This is a genomic window from Candidatus Pelagibacter sp. HIMB1746 (genome assembly GCF_052047555.1).
Lineage (GTDB): Bacteria > Pseudomonadota > Alphaproteobacteria > Pelagibacterales > Pelagibacteraceae > Pelagibacter.
Window position 1 is genome coordinate 1 of record NZ_JBNAJZ010000006.1, and the last position, 16,359, is coordinate 16,359.

At 29.5% G+C, this 16,359-nt stretch carries 17 protein-coding genes and 2 tRNA genes; 10 read left to right on the forward strand and 9 right to left on the reverse strand.

The window, feature by feature from the left end; genetic code table 11:
* A partial coding sequence (locus ACTTBM_RS07250) for a tetratricopeptide repeat protein (RefSeq protein ID WP_440635350.1) occupies positions 1 to 555 on the reverse strand: 555 nt, incomplete at its 3' end.
* Between the two features lie 127 nt (positions 556 to 682).
* Here ACTTBM_RS07250 and ACTTBM_RS07255 point away from each other — a divergent pair.
* Together ACTTBM_RS07255 and ACTTBM_RS07260 are read left to right on the forward strand one after the other, a co-directional pair.
* A tRNA-Gly gene (locus ACTTBM_RS07255) sits at positions 683 to 755 on the forward strand.
* Positions 756 to 811: 56 nt separating this feature from the next.
* Positions 812 to 1,762, forward strand: a complete 951-nt coding sequence (locus ACTTBM_RS07260; RefSeq protein ID WP_438304772.1) for a tyrosine-type recombinase/integrase — start codon at positions 812 to 814, stop codon at positions 1,760 to 1,762.
* Positions 1,763 to 1,931: 169 nt separating this feature from the next.
* On the opposite strand, the gene ACTTBM_RS07265 is transcribed toward ACTTBM_RS07260, so the two are convergent.
* Positions 1,932 to 3,368, reverse strand: coding sequence for a hypothetical protein (locus ACTTBM_RS07265; protein WP_438304774.1), 1,437 nt, complete (start codon positions 3,366 to 3,368; stop codon positions 1,932 to 1,934).
* Positions 3,369 to 3,713: 345 nt separating this feature from the next.
* Between ACTTBM_RS07265 and ACTTBM_RS07270 the strand changes: the two genes are divergently transcribed.
* From ACTTBM_RS07270 to ACTTBM_RS07300, 7 genes are all read left to right on the forward strand, one after another.
* Positions 3,714 to 4,142 carry a c-type cytochrome gene (locus tag ACTTBM_RS07270; protein WP_440635351.1) on the forward strand — a complete coding sequence of 143 codons (429 nt, stop codon included), beginning with the start codon at positions 3,714 to 3,716 and terminating at the stop codon, positions 4,140 to 4,142.
* A 38-nt stretch (positions 4,143 to 4,180) separates the two neighbouring features.
* On the forward strand, positions 4,181 to 4,690 hold the full coding sequence (locus ACTTBM_RS07275) for a cupredoxin domain-containing protein (protein ID WP_440635352.1): 510 nt from the start codon (positions 4,181 to 4,183) through the stop codon (positions 4,688 to 4,690).
* Between the two features lie 21 nt (positions 4,691 to 4,711).
* The gene (locus ACTTBM_RS07280) at positions 4,712 to 5,140 is read left to right on the forward strand and encodes a DUF4396 domain-containing protein (protein ID WP_428081208.1); all 429 of its coding nucleotides are present in this window, start codon (positions 4,712 to 4,714) and stop codon (positions 5,138 to 5,140) included.
* Positions 5,141 to 5,148: 8 nt separating this feature from the next.
* Positions 5,149 to 5,670: a ubiquinol-cytochrome c reductase iron-sulfur subunit gene (gene petA / locus ACTTBM_RS07285; RefSeq protein ID WP_440632908.1), complete on the forward strand. Its 522-nt coding sequence runs from the start codon at positions 5,149 to 5,151 to the stop codon at positions 5,668 to 5,670.
* 198 nt (positions 5,671 to 5,868) lie between these two features.
* Positions 5,869 to 5,943: transfer RNA gene (locus ACTTBM_RS07290), tRNA-Gly, on the forward strand.
* A 203-nt stretch (positions 5,944 to 6,146) separates the two neighbouring features.
* The gene (locus ACTTBM_RS07295; RefSeq protein WP_440635353.1) at positions 6,147 to 6,866 is read left to right on the forward strand and encodes an FkbM family methyltransferase; all 720 of its coding nucleotides are present in this window, start codon (positions 6,147 to 6,149) and stop codon (positions 6,864 to 6,866) included.
* Entirely contained in the window at positions 6,859 to 7,203 is a 345-nt protein-coding gene (locus ACTTBM_RS07300; RefSeq protein WP_440635354.1) for a 4a-hydroxytetrahydrobiopterin dehydratase, read from the forward strand. Before ACTTBM_RS07295 ends, ACTTBM_RS07300 begins: the two co-directional genes overlap by 8 nt.
* On the opposite strand, the gene purH is transcribed toward ACTTBM_RS07300, so the two are convergent.
* From purH to ACTTBM_RS07330, 6 genes are all read right to left on the reverse strand, one after another.
* Positions 7,193 to 8,728, reverse strand: coding sequence for a bifunctional phosphoribosylaminoimidazolecarboxamide formyltransferase/IMP cyclohydrolase (gene purH / locus ACTTBM_RS07305; RefSeq protein ID WP_440635356.1), 1,536 nt, complete (start codon positions 8,726 to 8,728; stop codon positions 7,193 to 7,195). The genes ACTTBM_RS07300 and purH overlap by 11 nt on opposite strands.
* Complete coding sequence (locus tag ACTTBM_RS07310; protein ID WP_440635357.1) at positions 8,728 to 10,353, reverse strand: heparinase II/III domain-containing protein; 1,626 nt, start codon at positions 10,351 to 10,353, stop codon at positions 8,728 to 8,730. The genes purH and ACTTBM_RS07310 overlap by 1 nt, the downstream gene beginning before the upstream one ends.
* 4 nt (positions 10,354 to 10,357) lie before the next feature.
* Positions 10,358 to 11,017, reverse strand: a complete 660-nt coding sequence (rpe, locus tag ACTTBM_RS07315; RefSeq protein WP_440635358.1) for a ribulose-phosphate 3-epimerase — start codon at positions 11,015 to 11,017, stop codon at positions 10,358 to 10,360.
* Positions 11,018 to 11,045: 28 nt separating this feature from the next.
* Positions 11,046 to 11,402, reverse strand: coding sequence for a hypothetical protein (locus tag ACTTBM_RS07320; protein ID WP_440635360.1), 357 nt, complete (start codon positions 11,400 to 11,402; stop codon positions 11,046 to 11,048).
* Positions 11,403 to 11,471: 69 nt separating this feature from the next.
* A complete protein-coding gene (locus ACTTBM_RS07325) occupies positions 11,472 to 13,286 on the reverse strand; it encodes a sodium:solute symporter family protein (protein WP_440635361.1) in 1,815 nt (604 codons plus the stop codon).
* Entirely contained in the window at positions 13,286 to 13,546 is a 261-nt protein-coding gene (locus ACTTBM_RS07330) for a DUF4212 domain-containing protein (protein ID WP_440635362.1), read from the reverse strand. Before ACTTBM_RS07330 ends, ACTTBM_RS07325 begins: the two co-directional genes overlap by 1 nt.
* A 121-nt stretch (positions 13,547 to 13,667) precedes the next feature.
* Between ACTTBM_RS07330 and ACTTBM_RS07335 the strand changes: the two genes are divergently transcribed.
* Positions 13,668 to 14,291: an esterase gene (locus tag ACTTBM_RS07335; RefSeq protein ID WP_440635363.1), complete on the forward strand. Its 624-nt coding sequence runs from the start codon at positions 13,668 to 13,670 to the stop codon at positions 14,289 to 14,291.
* Here ACTTBM_RS07335 and acs read toward each other — a convergent pair.
* Positions 14,288 to 16,354: an acetate--CoA ligase gene (gene acs, locus ACTTBM_RS07340; protein ID WP_440635364.1), complete on the reverse strand. Its 2,067-nt coding sequence runs from the start codon at positions 16,352 to 16,354 to the stop codon at positions 14,288 to 14,290. The two genes, ACTTBM_RS07335 and acs, sit on opposite strands and share 4 nt — an antisense overlap.
* Between the last annotated feature and the right edge of the window lie 5 nt (positions 16,355 to 16,359).

Sequence of the window (16,359 nt, forward strand, 5' to 3'; positions counted from 1 at the left end):
ATATAAATCTTCAATTTTATAATTATTGTAAATTTTTTTTATGTGAAAATTTATTTTTAATATTTCATTATCATTAATATTTTCATCATGATAATAGGTTAAAATATTAATTAAGCTTTTTTTAGCTTTGTAGTTATTTGGATCTAATTTAATAACCTTAATAAAATTAGCCACAGAATTTTTATAATCTCCAATTTCCTCATAAGCTATACCTAAATTAAAATAGGCACCCAAGTTAGGTTGATTAGCTATTGAATTCTTGAATGCAAGAATGCATCTATTAATCTTGCCTAATTGAAACAATGATGTCCCAATATTGTTATAAACTTTATAATTTTCTTTTTTATAATTTAATAATTTTTCGTAATACTTTATCGCATTTTCATAGTCTTTTAAATTGAGATAGATTGAACTAAATAGTTTTAATATAGTATATTTGTCTGAAAAGTTTTCAGAAATTAATTTGGTTTTCTCTAAAGCATCATTAAAATTATTATTCTTTATATCTTTTATAATATTGTTTATTTCATAATGATTTTGCTTTTGATCTGTCATTTATAATTATAAAATAAAATAAATTGTTATTATGCAAAAAATTAAATAGTTAATTTAGTTTTTTATAAAAAGATAGTTGCTTAATCATATAAAAGCTAATATTTTCAATATTATTAATTTAATATGCGGGCATAGCTCAGTGGTAGAGCGTCTCGTTGCCAACGAGAAGGTCGAGGGTTCGACCCCCTTTGTTTTATTCACTTTCTGATATTTATAAGTTGTTTTGACACACTGATGACACAGAAGGAGATAAACAATGGCTACATTAAGAAGAAGAAAGAATAATTGGCAAGCAATTATAAGACTAAAAAATTATCCAAATATATATAAAAGTTTCAAACATTTAAAGGATGCAAAACGATGGGCATCCGAAACTGAGATAAATATCCAGCGGGAAGATGCTGGTATTTTTTATCATCAATATCCCAGCTTTAAATTTATTTTGAATAAGTATTTGAATGAAGTTTCTGTAAAAAAAAAGACTTATAGAGATGAAAGATACACAATCATAAACTTATTAAAAGAACCTTGGATAAACTATTCAATTAATAGAATTAGTCCCAAGATAATAGCTGAGTATAGAGATTTTTCCCTTAGAAATGTTTCAGGAAATACAGTTAATAGAAGATTAGATGTTATATCTTCTATTTTTACTACTTGTAAAAAGGAGTGGGGTTATCCAGTTTTGAATCCATTAAGCTCTATAAAACGACCTAAACGTGGAGAACCAAGAAATCGAGTATTAAATAAGAATGAAATAGAAAAGATATTATCTGACAATACTCTGGATACAAATTTTAGAAATATCATTTTAATAGCCCTAGAGACAGGCATGAGAAAATCAGAAATACTATCAATTAAAGAAGAACATATGGATGGTGATTTATTAAAGATTCCAGTTGCCAAAGTCAGAGGCAGAATAATTCCACTAACAAAAAAAGCTAAGAGCGTATTACTAATGTCTGAACTTCCTTTTAAAATCAATAAATACACACTTGGTAATAAATGGAGGAAATTAATGAGAAAACATCAAATAAAAGGCGTATGTTTTCATGATTTAAGACACACAGCTCTTACTAATTTATTTTTGAACAAATCTTTGAGTGTGCCTGAGGTTATGCTTATCTCAGGTCATTCAGACCCTAGGATTTTATTAAGAACATACACTAATTTAAAAGCTCAAGATTTAGCAGATAAGATAGGATAGTTTTAATTACATAAAACTAAACATTAGGACACTTTAGATAAATAAGTGCCACTTTAGGGAAAGGTACCCATTTTATAAGAAAAAAAAAATTTATATTTATTCGTCTCATTATCTGTTTTTTTACTCTTGTTACTCGTTTCCGGTAATGGAGGAGAATTAAAAGAAAGAACTAGTGATATTTGCTCCAAGAGGACAAGTACTTCTCATGAATTGAATTACTTGTGTCAATTAGAAGTTCCCAAGTATCTTTACCAGCTATTATATTATGCTTTTTACTTTCACTTAAAACATCAATATTTTTATTAAAATGTTCAGGAAGTAGGGGGCCTGTAGCTTTTACATTAATATTTGCTTTTACAATCTTCTTAAATGAACTTTTCATTTGTGCTTTTAGACTTAACTCATAACCATAGCGAACTATGAAGCTGTCATGAATAGGCAGTACAACAACACCTTCTCTTAATAAACTAAGCATAACATCTTCTGCTATAACAGAGTCTAAATACATAAGTTCTAAACCTATACCAGTTCCAAAATACTTTGATATTTTGCTGTGGGTTTTATTTACAGCCTCTGTAAGTTGTTGATGTGACATGTTTAAAACCTTTAAGTCATCTTTGGATAACCTGAACCTATTATTTTCATCATTAATAATAGCGTTGACATAGGTTTTAACTAAATCTCTTTGTTGTTTAGAATGCTGATGTCCTAAATTATAAAGGTCAACATCGTCATCAATAATTATATTTTCCTTAGCATACAACAACCTTAGAGACATTGTTGAATAATCACATTCAGAGGTTTTATAACCATCAATAGTTATGTGTGGTCTATACTTACCAGGTAAACTTTGCCACCATCCACCATAGAATCTTCCATGAAGTCTCAAGTTATTTTTAGAGAATATTCTTTTTAGAGTTACATGAGAAAAATTAAGAGAATGATGAACTTGTTCTTTCCAAAAATATTTAGATTTTTCTTTATAGTAACCCTTCTTTAATTCTTCCTCCAAAACTAATAAATCATTGTCTTTAATATCAATGCACACACAATGCTTAAGTAAGCTTTGATTAATCTTATTTAAATTGTCTTGATACTTTTTTACTAACGAATTGTTTGGTGTCTTAACTGTTATCTTTTTATATTTATTATTTATTTTAATTTTATCTCTTAAAATTATTCCATTCTGTTTATCATTTTCATACTTCCTCCACACTAAACCTATACTTTTAAATTTTATTATGAGTTTTTTAGAAGGAAAAATACGTGTTGATTTTCTTTTAATTTCAGTACCTAACTTGACTTTTATATAATCATTTAAATTTAAATAATCGAATATTCTCTTGAAAACTCTATAGCTACTCTTACCAGTGAATGATTTTGCTCTTAAAGAAAAATAAACCCATGATTTTGGTAAAGAATAATAACTTTGATAAAGTGAATTTATAAGCTGTCCTAAAACCTTTTTTTCAGCTTTAATTGCTGATGGTGTTATTCCTTTTTTACTTTTTCTGTCACTATCAAAATTTTTATAAATTGAAAAAATAATTTCATCTAAAATATTATCTTTAGACTGAAGGAATAAACTTAGGTTTTTATCAAACATAGATTTAACAGAGTAATTTCTCCTCTGTTGTGACAGAGTTGTGACAAGCGAGGTTGTGTGAATGATTTCACAAAGTAAACCAAAGGGTTTCTGTAGGTTTAACACAGGCTCATAAGCCCGAGGTCAGTGGTTCGATTCCACTTCCCGCTACCAAAACCTTTGGTTCCTCAATAAAACAAACCTGTCAGTTCTGTCGGTTCGAACCTAAAGTAGAACATATCATTACTATCATCAATCTATTTGTGACCCTGGTGTGACACATATTTTCTATTTGAAGTGGTAAGGGGGAAATTATTTTGGGTGACTATACAATTCCCTTGAGAGATTTTTGTGTTAAGATGTTTTATGAAAAAAAATTTTTTTTTAATAATTACAATATTTTTAATAAATTTAGATTTTAGTTTTGCTAGCAATCATTATCCTATAACAACAGAGTCTAAAATTATGATTGAAAGAGGAAAATTGGCTTATCAAAATAATTGTGTTTCTTGTCATATGGCAAACTTATCTGGTGCAGAAAATTGGAAAGATGTTGATGAAGATGGTCACAGAAAAGCCCCACCTTTAAATGGCACAGGTCACACTTGGCACCATGATGACAAAACTCTACATGCTATTATAAAATATGGTCTTGCAAAATTAGTAAAAAATTATGAAGGAAAAATGATGGGCTTTGGTGACAAATTGTCTGATAAAGAAATTGATAGTGTTTTGGCTTATATCAAATCTTTTTGGTCAAAAGAGAACTATGAATACCAATTAAAACTGAATTAACATATTGAATTTTAATATAAAATTCCTAAGTCTAACGAATGATTAAACATTTATTTATTATTACAATTTCTATAATTCTATCAATCTCAACTGCATTTGCTGATAAGAGCATGATGATAGGTAAAAAAGGCAAACAAGAGGACGTCACTAGAGTTATCAAAGTATTGATGTATGATAATTATTTTGAACCAAGTTCCTTTCAAGTTCAGTCAGGTGAAACTATAAAGTTCGAAGTAGAAAATGTTGGTGAACTAGTTCATGAATTTAATATTGCAAACCCGAAGATGCATATTCAACATCAATCTGAAATGCAAAAAATGGTTGAAATGGAAATTTTATTTGCTGATAGCATTGATAAAGATAAAATGAAAAAAATGTCAAAGATGGACAAATCAATGGCACATAGTCATGCCAATAGTGTTTTATTGGAACCTAAAGGTAGTAAAGATTTGATATGGAAATTTGAAAATGCTTCCAATGTAGAAATTGCCTGCAATGTACCGGGTCATTATGATGTCGGTATGATAGCTAAGGTAGCTATAAATTAAAATTTAAAGTTGGAAAAAACTATATCATTTAATTGGTCTTGTAATCACACTTGGAAACGAAGCGCTAAGAACACCGCTTGGTGTTTGTTAGGTTGTGCAATTGGAGACTTTGGAACTATTTTATATTTTCAAATAACAGGTATTCCATGGCCAGTTTTAGCTATTATGACTTTAGCAATTATTAATGGTTTAATTACAAGTATTATTTTAGAAACTATAATTTTAATCAAACAAAATTTTAAATTTAAAGATGCTTTAAAAACTGCCTTAGGAATGAGTTTTATCTCAATGGTTAGTATGGAAGTTGCAATGAATTTGACAGATTATCTTTTAACAGGTGGCGCTATGTTAACTTGGTGGGTGGTACCAATAATGCTGACAGTGGGTTTTTTAACTCCATGGCCTTATAATTATTGGAGATTAAAAAAATTTGGAATTGCTTGTCATTAAATATAATAATGAAAAATACTTCAAAAGACAAAAAACCTGTAAGAAGAGATTTTCTATTCACTGCCTCTTACGCTGTTGGAGCAGTTGGAGTTGGAGCTGTAGTTTGGCCTTTAATTGACCAAATGAATCCAGACGCTTCAGTTAAAGCATTAGCGAGTACAGAAGTTGATGTAAGCGCTTTAAAACCTGGTAACACAATTACAGTTTTATGGAGAGGTAAACCAGTTTTTATCAGAAGAAGAACTAAAATAGATATTGAGAGCGCAAGAAAAGTAAATTTAAACGAGCTTAAACACCCAGAAAAAGATGAAGATAGAGTAAAAAAAGATGAATGGCTTGTAATGATTGGAATTTGCACTCACCTTGGTTGTGTTCCTTTAGGTGACAAAGGTGAATATGGAGGATGGTTTTGTCCATGCCATGGTTCACATTATGATACATCAGGAAGAATCAGAAAAGGGCCAGCTCCTACAAACTTAGAAATACCAAAATACGAATTTGTTGGAACTAATGTAATTAGAATTGGTTAAAAATAATTTAACACAAAAATCTCTCAAGGTAATTGTATAGTCATAATAAATATTTTCCCCCTAAGTCATATAATTAAAAATTTGAATGACACACTCTTGGCACAAGAAATAAATATTTTGATGGATTTTGTCTAAAAAGTATGGTTTTCTAATATTGTAAAAGTTAAATAACTTAATAATATCGAGTAAATTTAACAAGCGGGCATAGCTCAGTGGTAGAGCGTCTCGTTGCCAACGAGAAGGTCGAGGGTTCGACCCCCTTTGCCCGCTCCAAATAAAATGTGTTAAAATCAAAATTTATAACTTCTATTTTTCAAAAATATTTAAGTTATCGAGATATAAGAACACTCAAAAATAATTTAATTTATTATTTTTTATTTAGAATCATAAGGAAATTATTATCCAGTAACATAATTTTGAATATTTATAATTTTAAGGTTTATGGAAGTATTAACAAATACAGGACTTCATATTTTTTGTTAAAAAAATGTGAATTTGGAGATATTCATGAACTTGAAACAATAAAAAAATTTTCAAGTAAAAATAAAATTCTATTTTTTGATTGTGGAAGCAATTATGGTTTTTATTCACTTCATGCAGCATCTCTTTCCAAACAAAATGAAATTATATCAATAGAAGCCTCTAATGATACATTTGGTGAATTAATAAATAATTTAAATTTAAATAACTTTTCTAATATAAAACCATTTAATTATGCAGTTTCTGATATAGACGGAAAAATAATAACTTTAAAAGAGAGTAGAAAAGATTGGGAAAGTTCATTAGCCCATCAAAATTATAATTTTCATAAATCTAGTAAAATAAATACAATTAAAATTGATACTTTGGCTAAAGATTATGAACTAGATAATTACAAAGTAATTATAAAACTAGATATTGAGGGAAATGAGATAAAAGCAATTGAAGGTTCATTAAGATTAATTGAAAAATCAAATCCTTTAATAATTATAGAATTTTCAAAGTATATTTTTAATAAAGATGAGAATATTAAATATTTAAAAAATTTTTTAATAAAGTATGATTACTCTATTTATGATACAAAAAATAGAAAACAAAAATTAGAAAATATTTTGATTAGATTAAATAACTTAGATAAAAAATATCAAACTATTGGAAATTTTTACTTAATTAAAAATTCCTCAACATTTTTAAGAAATTTTCTTAACAATGAGTGATTTAACAAAAAAAAAATGTTTACCTTGTGAAGGTGGTGTGATCCCTTTTGATATTTCCGAAATACATAAATATCAAAAGAAGGTTGATGGCTGGGATATAACAGAGAACGAAAATAAAGTATTTTTTTTACATAAAAAATTTAAATTTGAAAATTTTATAAAAAGTCAAAATTTTGTTAACGAAGTTGGCAAAATTTCTGAGGAAGAGGGTCATCATCCAGACATAAGTTTTGGTTGGGGTTATGCAGAAATTAAAATTACCACACATGCCATCAAAGGCCTTTCAGAAAATGATTTTATTTTAGCTGCTAAGATAGATCAAATTACTAATGCCTGAAATGTCTTGTCTTAGAAAAGACTAGAATAGTATCTGTTTCGTTTGCAAATTTAATGATTTCTTTGTCTCTGATTGATCCAGAAGGTTGAATTACAGCTTGAACTCCTGATTGAACTAATTTTTCAATTCCATCCACAAATGGAAAGAAAGCGTCTGATGCTGCAACCAAATTATCTCCAAATAAATTAAATTTTCTCATTTTATTAATTGCTATCTCACAGCTATCTAATCTGCTTGGTTGACCTGATCCAATACCAACAATTGACTCATCTTTTGCAAGAACAATTGCGTTTGATTTGACATATCTACAAACATTGAAAGCAAAAACTAGATTTCTAAGCTGCCTAGAGTTTGGTTTTCTTTTAGATACAATTTTAAAATCTTTATTTTTGAATATTTTTAAGTCTTCAGATTGAACTAATATTGCTTCATTTGATGAATTGAATTTTGTAATTTCACTGAGTGAATAATTTGTTGCATCAATTACACGTAAATTTTTTTTAGTTTTAAGTATTTTTAGGGAATCACTATCAAAACCATTAGCAATAACTACTTCTAAAAAAAGTTTATTTAGTTCAACTGCAAGATTTTTTTTTATTTTAAAATTACAAGAGACAATTCCACCAAAAGCGCTTATGGGATCACATGCTAATGCAGATTTATAGCTATCTACAGGATTTGATTTTATTGAAACACCACAAGGGTTTGCATGTTTTACAATTACTGTACCTTTATTTTTTGGTAATGATTTTGAAATAGTCAAGGCGGCAAATATATCATTATAATTATTATAACTTAGTTGTTTTCCATGAATTTGTTTTAAATTAGTTTTTAAATTTTTTGAATAGTATCCACTGAATTGATGTGGATTTTCTCCATACCTAAGTTTTTCAATTAAATTTGCAGAAAAAACTTTTTTATTTGGCAGGTGTATATTTGCTTTTTTATTAAAATAGTTTGAGATTATCGAGTCATAGTAAGCAGTTTCTGTAAAAGCTGTTCTTGATAGTTTTTCTCTGAAATTTAATGATGTAGCTCCGTTATTTTTATTCATCTCATCAATTAATTCTTGATATTGATTAGAAGAGGTAATCACGGTTACATCATTATAATTTTTAGCAGCAGACCTAACCATTGTGGGACCCCCCACATCTATATTTTCAATTATTTTTTTATGATTATTTGTAGTTTCTAAAGTTTTTTCAAAGGGATAAAAATTTACAATTACTAGATCAATATTTTCAAAATTGTTTTTTTTTAAGTCATTTAAATGTGTTTTATTATTTCTTTTATTAAGGATTCCTGCATGTATTTTTGGATGTAAGGTTTTAACTCTTCCCTCTAAGATTTCAGGTGAATCTGTAAAATCAGATACTTCTAAACAATTAAATTTTAATTTTTTTATTTCTTTATAAGTTCCACCAGAACTAATAATTTTGATTTGATATTTTTTTAAAATTTCTAAAACTGGTTTTAAATTATTTTTATCTGATACAGAAATAAGAGCTGTCTTTATTTTTTTCATTATATTTTACTTATTTCCCATTTAATTATTTGTTCACTTTCATTACTCATGCCTGAGATAAATATATTTTGGTTTTCTTGATAAGAATTTTTATTACCGAAATATAAACCATTATCAATATTTATATCATAGTTATCACAACTAAATTGCCAACCTTCATCTTCTAATTGTATTAATATAAACTTATTATTTTGTGTTTTCATAACCTTAGAGTCGGGATGAAGATGAAATCTAATATCAAATTTAATTTGCTTATCAGGATCTTTTCTTACTATTTTATCATGACCAATAAATTTAAATTGTTCAGGATAGAATTCTATTTCTCTATGATGATCTAATTTAAACTTTTTTAAGTAACCATTATGACTAGCTGAAATTTTCCAATAATTCTTCTCAAATACTATATTTTTATTTTCAATTTTTAAATCTTTTTGTATCAAAAAATTATCACCAGCTTTAATAAAATCACATGAAGAATAATCTTCAATTGAAAGTGTACTTTGCAAAGCAGTGCTTTTGGAAAATTTATTCAGTCTGTTTTTTGGATCTGGATAATATCCAGAATTTGAAATTAATTTTTTATCGTTAGAAAAAATTTCAAAAGATAAGGCGCCTGCCTGATAATTTTTGGTATATATTTTTTCAGGATTTGATCCAATGTCAGCTGCAAGGATAAATTTTTTATTTTGTAATATTGTATATCCAGCTAACTCATTAATTTGATTTTTAAAAGTATATCCAAATCGTTTTAAATATTGGTCAAATTCATTATGATTAGATGAATAATTTCCATTAAAAAAGATATCTTGTTTTATGTTTTGCCATATAAAAGCATAACTGGATCCTAAATAATATATAGTTTCATCAACATATTCTGGAATTGGATTTTGTGATTCTTTAAACCATTCTCTAATAATGATTAGATATTTAAGATAAAAAACTAAATTTTGAATATTTCTTGATTTGGGAAAACCTTGTTTATCAAGAGAGTTTTTGATTAAATTTTTTAATATATTTAAACCACTGTCTAAATAATTTTTCTCATCTTTATACGCTAATCCTGTTAAAATTATTGCGGCACAACCAATCAGTTTTTCTTCTGTTTCATCTAAATTTTTGATCTCATTTAATAAATGGTTAGTTTGTTTTTGAAGCATATGATTAAAATATAATCTATATTCCTCATTACTATCTTCATAAGTTAACTGATGATTGGAAAGCCAAGCAATAATTCTTTTTGCAGTAATATTGAATTCCCAAATATTTTCATCAAATTTTTCATTTTTATTAATCCAATTGAGAATAATTGATTGAGTGGTTTCTTTAGATGATTTTAAATCCAAACTAAAAAACCAAAAAAAATTGTTTAGTTTTTTAAAGTCTTTAGAAGAAATATTGTTTGTCCAGATAGTTTCAGTTACAAAATCTTCAATTTTATATTTTTTTTTCTGATACTTTATAATTGAAGATAAAAGATGAGGACTTGGTTTATATTCAAAATTGTTATTAAAAGTTTTTGAAATTCGTTTTTCATAAAAATTTGAATTTTTATATAATTTTTTAAATGAAGATTTTAACTTAAAAAATATTCCATTAGAAAGATTTAAGGAATTTTGAGATTGCATTAACTTATTTTGTTTTTAATAAATTAATATTCTTTTTAATATCTCCATCATTGCTTTTAAAAACCGTTGTACCAGATACAAGAATATTAGCACCAGCTTCAATTGCTATTTTACAATTATCAAAATTTATCCCACCGTCTATTTCAATATCAAAGTTAAGTTTTTTTATTTCTCTAATTTTTTTTAATTGTTTAATTTTTTCTAAAACTTCTGGCATGAATTTTTGTCCACCAAACCCAGGATTTACACTCATTATTAAAACTAAATCAATTTTATCTAAAAGATTTTTTATTAAATCTATACTTGTTTCAGGATTGAGAGAAACTCCTACCTTTTTTTTTAGATCTTTTATTTTATTTATTGAATCTTCTAAATTATCAGTTGCTTCTGGATGCACAGTAATTATATCTGCACCCGCATCCGCATAAGCTTCTATGTATTTATGTACTGGAGAAATCATTAAATGAACATCAAATTTTAATGAACAATGTTTTCTGAGAGCTTTAATTACTGGAGGGCCGATTGTTAAGTTTGGAACAAAGTGTCCATCCATAACATCTACATGAATCATGTCAGCCCCTCCTTCCTCAAGTCTTTTTATTTCATTACCTAATTGGCTAAAATCAGCTGATAAAATTGAAGGTGATATTTGTATATTTTTCATCGATATCTAGATTTACTAGTATCAATTTTTAAAATTTAATTGAATTAAAAAATTGATAAATCTGCCTAGAAATTTCACTTTCAAGAGGAAAAGACAACATCCCCATAACTGAATATCCCAAGATCCAAGGCATCAAATAAAATCTAATCATGAAAAAGAACCAAGCTACGTAAAGTGGCACTAATGGTTGTATAATAAATGATGGTGTGACAAGCTTAAAAATTCTCAATATGGGATTTGTAAATTTTACAAAAACTTTCATAAAGAAAAATTCAGAGTCTTCTCTTTGAAAGATATTCATTGCTACTCTTCCAACTAAAGTCCACATTATAATTCCAAGCATATAGTCAATTATATAAACTAAAGGATGAAAGTTAGCAGACATTAAGGGATTTATATTTGATCTTAAAAAGAAATAAAAGGGGCGAAATTAATCGCCCCTTAAAAAGATTATTTATTTTTGGCCGCCGATTACAGATGCACCCGCAGGTACCCTAGAATCATCAACCATTTTTTGTGTTGCAGCGCTTGGTGCTGAAGTCATTAAACTTACAACAACCATAGCTACTAAGCTAACAGTAGATCCGAAAATACCAAATGTTAACTGAGTAATTCCTAAGAATCCGCTTCCACCACTTCGTACCCAAATTAGATACGCGAAACCAGAAACTAATCCTAAGACCATACCAGCTATAGCACCTTCTTTATTAGCTCTCTTCCACCATACACCAAGTACAAGTGGCCAGAACAATCCAGACATCGCAAAGTCAAAAGCCCAGATTACTGAACCTAAGATACCTTGGATCTCCATAGCTGCAATAGTTGCTCCTGCAAAACCAATTACTACAAGTAATACCCTTGCAACAACTAGTCTCTTAGCAGTCTCAGCTTTAGGGTCTACCATTTTGTAGTAAACGTCATGCGAGATTGCATTTGCAATTGCAAGAATCAAACCATCTGCAGTTGACATCGCAGCTGCCAAACCTCCAGCAGCAACTAGACCTGAGATTACATATGGTAATCCAGCAATTTCTGGTGTTGCTAATACTACGGCTTTACCACCCATGAAGAACTCGTTTAATTCAACAGTTCCATTTCCGTTAAAGTCGCTTACAAACATCAGATTTGCTTGGTTCCAGTTTTGATACCAATCGATTGCTTGAACTTCTGCAATTGATTTACCAATAATACCTGTTGGTAAGTTTGGATCAATCAAAGCAAGTTTAGATAGTGTCGCTAACATTGGTGCAGAAGAATATAGTAGGAAGATAAAGAATACTGACCAACCTACTGATTTTCTAGCTGCTTTTACACTTGGAGTAGTAAAGAACCTCATCATCACGTGTGGTAATGAAGCTGTTCCCATCATCATTGCTAATGCTAATGAAATGAAAGCCCAAGGTGTTGCGTTAACTTCAGAGTGAGCCTTAGTAATACCAGCTAACCCTTTAGGCACTGTAGCTAAATCAGCAGCAGAGTTTTTAACAAATCCATACTGTTGCTCTAACTCACCAATTCTAGCAACTTCATCAGCTAACATAAAGTGTGGGAAGAAACCCGCACCAATGTTGTTACTGATCCAGAACACTGGAAGTAGGTAAGCTATAATTAGTACAATGTATTGCGCAACCTGTGTCCAAGTTACCCCTCTCATACCACCAAGCATTGAACATAGTAAAATACTTACTAGTCCAACATATACTGCGTATTGGAATGGGATATCTAAAGCAACAGCTGCAATAGTACCTGTAGCGTTAATTTGTGCAGTCACATATGTGAATGATGCAACAGTTAAAACGATAACCGCCATCAATCTTGCAGTATTACCACCGTATCTAGTACCTACGAAATCTGGAACTGTGTAACAACCAAATTTTCTTAAGTATGGTGCTAATAAAGTTGCAACCAACACATAACCACCTGTCCAACCTACAAGCAAAGCCATATATCCATAACCTTTGAAGTAAATACCACCTGCCATTGCAACGAATGAAGCACCAGACATCCAGTCGGCTGCAGTTGCCATTCCGTTGAACACAGTTGGAACCGTTCTTCCAGCTACGTAATAGTTACTTGCTTGGGCTGTTCGAGATAGCCAACCAATTGCTGCGTAGATGAAAATGGTAAAACCTACAAAGCAAATACCTATTGCTTTTGCAGACATACCCATCTGCTCACCAATCGCCATTAAGATTATGAAACCTATAAATCCACCTGTGTAGATTCCATAAACTTTAGGCAAGTTATCTATAAAATTACCCTTAATCATTAGTCGTCTCCTTTTTCACTAAAGCCGAACTCTTCATCAATTTTTTCTTGTCTACCTGCAAACCAGAAAATAAGGATTACAAATATGGCAAGAGAACCTTGACATGTGAACCAATAAGTTAATGGATACCCAAAAGGTCCAGTAACTTCGTTCATTTCAGCTCCGAAAAGGAATATACCCATTGAGAATACAGCCCAGATTGCAAGTGTTATTAACAACAAGCCTCTGGTCTTTTCCCAGTGTTGAGCGTTTTTCGCCATGTATACCTCTCTTTTTTAGTTATAACTGTTAAAACCTTAACCATTATGAAAGAGAATAAAAGTGTAAAATTAGCCGTATTAGGTTAATTTTTTCAAATATTTTCAATAAAATTAACTTTTTATGGATAAAAAAAAATTAAGTTGGAAAGATTTATCGTTAAGTGATTTCAAAGTTTATTTTTTTTCTTTGTTTAAAGCTTTTATTCCTAAAACAAAAATTAAAACTTTAGATGAGTTAGAAGAGTTTATTCAAACAAAATCTGCTTGGGTATCTCAAGTTACACTTTACAGTTATTTAAAAACTAGAATGGGGACAAGATATGTTCTTCACTTTGATAATGATGAATTTATGAAGTCTGTAAATGAAGCTAAATGGAATATTTATTCTGTTGCTCTTCAAGATTTAACATTTTTCACTTTTTCTTATTTAAAAGTTAATTTTAGTTACAATGAATTAGATAAAGCCAAGGAAATTTTTTTAAAAATTTTAGATGATGAAACAACAAATAGTATGCCGTTGCATATCATCGAAGAAGCAAAAAAAGAATTTGATGAAAGACTAATTAAAATTGATTGGGAGAAGTATCACAATGATCGTCCTTTTAATCCAAGTGCTTTATCAATGTATAAATGGGCACCAATAGCAGATGAATTAAAAACTCTTGATCGAAAAATAGTTTTAAATTCTGTCATTTTAAAATGGGATGTTATTAAAAAAGAATTTAAAGACAGAATACAGTTCTAAATATTCTTTCTGTTTTCAACCAAACTATCGACAACGCTAGGATCGGCCAATGTAGTGGTGTCTCCTAATTGACCATGTTCATTAGCAGCAATTTTTCTTAAAATTCTTCTCATAATTTTTCCAGATCTAGTTTTCGGAAGTCCTGGAGTGAAATGAATTAAGTCAGGTGTAGCAAGTGGACCAATTTGTTTTCTAACCCAAAGTTTTAGATCTCTTTCGAGTTCACCAGTTTCTCTTTCACCGGCATTTAATGTTACATAACAATATAATCCATTACCTTTAATATCATGTGGGTAACCTACTACTGCTGCTTCTGCTACTTTTGGATGAGCTACAAATGCACTTTCAATTTCAGCCGTACCCAAATTGTGTCCTGATACAATGATTACATCATCTACTCGACCTGTAATCCAATAATATCCATCTTTATCTCTTCGACATCCGTCACCAGTAAAATATTTACCTTCAAACTGAGAAAAATAAGTATCTATAAATCTTTGATGATCCCCATATACTGTTCTCATTTGTCCAGGCCATGATTGTGCTATACAAAGCCTTCCTTCTCCAGGTCCTTTTATCTCTTTGCCCGATTTGTCAACTAACATAGGCTTTATTCCATAAAATGGTTTTGTTGCAGAGCCAGGTTTTAGAGGAATAGCACCTGTTTGAGGAGCAATTAATATCCCTCCTGTTTCTGTCTGCCACCATGTATCTACAATTGGGCACTTAGAATTTCCAACTGTTTTGTAATACCACATCCAAGCTTCTGGATTTATTGGTTCACCAACAGTTCCAAGTAATTTTAAAGATTTTCTAGATGTTTTTTTGACAGGCTTGTCACCTTCTCTCATTAGAGCTCTGATTGCAGTGGGCGCAGTATAAAAAGTATTTACTTTGTATTTGTCGACTATTTGCCACCACCTAGAACTGTCAGGATAGTTTGGTATTCCCTCAAACATTATAGTTGTTGCACCGTTCGAAAGAGGACCATAGATAATATAACTGTGACCTGTTACCCAACCAATATCAGCAGTACACCAATAAATATCTTTTGGTTTGTAATTAAAAATATACTGATGAGTCATTGATGCATACACCATATATCCACCTGTTGTATGTAAAACTCCCTTTGGCTTTCCAGTTGAACCTGAAGTGTATAAAATAAATAAAGGATCTTCTGCGTTCATTTCTTCTGGCTCACACTGAGAAGGAACATCTTTAATTAAATCATGATACCAAACATCTCTATCATAATTCCAACTAATTGAATTACCTGTACGTTTAACAACGATACATTTTTTTACATTAGGACAGCTCTCTAATGCTTCATCAGTCGTTTCTTTTAATGGAATAGTTTTTCCACCTCTAATACCTTCATCAGCTGTAATTATATATTCTGACTCACAATCATTCACTCTTCCAGAAATAGAGTCTGCAGAAAAACCTCCAAAAATAATCGAGTGGACTGCACCAATTCTAACACATGCTAACATTAAAATAGCAAGCTCAGGTATCATTGTAAGATAAATTGTAACCCGATCTCCCTTTTTAATGCCTAATTTTTTTAAACCATTTGCCGCTTTAGAAACTTTTTGATGAAGCTGTTTGTAGGTAATTTTTTGACTATCTTTTGGATCATCACCAACCCAAATTATTGCTGTTTTATCTTTTTTATCTTTTAGATGTCTATCGATACAGTTTGCAGATGCATTTAGTGTTCCATCTTCAAACCATTTAATTTTTACTTCCTTAGAACTGTATTTAACGTCTTTAATTTTTTTATAAGGTTTAATCCAAGTAATTCTTTTTCCCTCTTTTTTCCAAAACTCATCGTTATTTTTTATAGATTGATTGTATTTTTGTTCGTATTTACTTTTGTTAGCTAAACTGGTTTTAATCCATTCAGGTTTAGTTTTTATAACTAATTCAGGAGCAGGTTTTTCATTTTGTTTTAAAATTTTTTTTGATTTTTTTCTTTTAACTTTAGTTTTTTTCTTAACTGCAGTTTTCTTATTTACTTTAGTTTTTTTTTTAGATTTAGCTTTTTTCTTTTTTTTTGGCATGGATA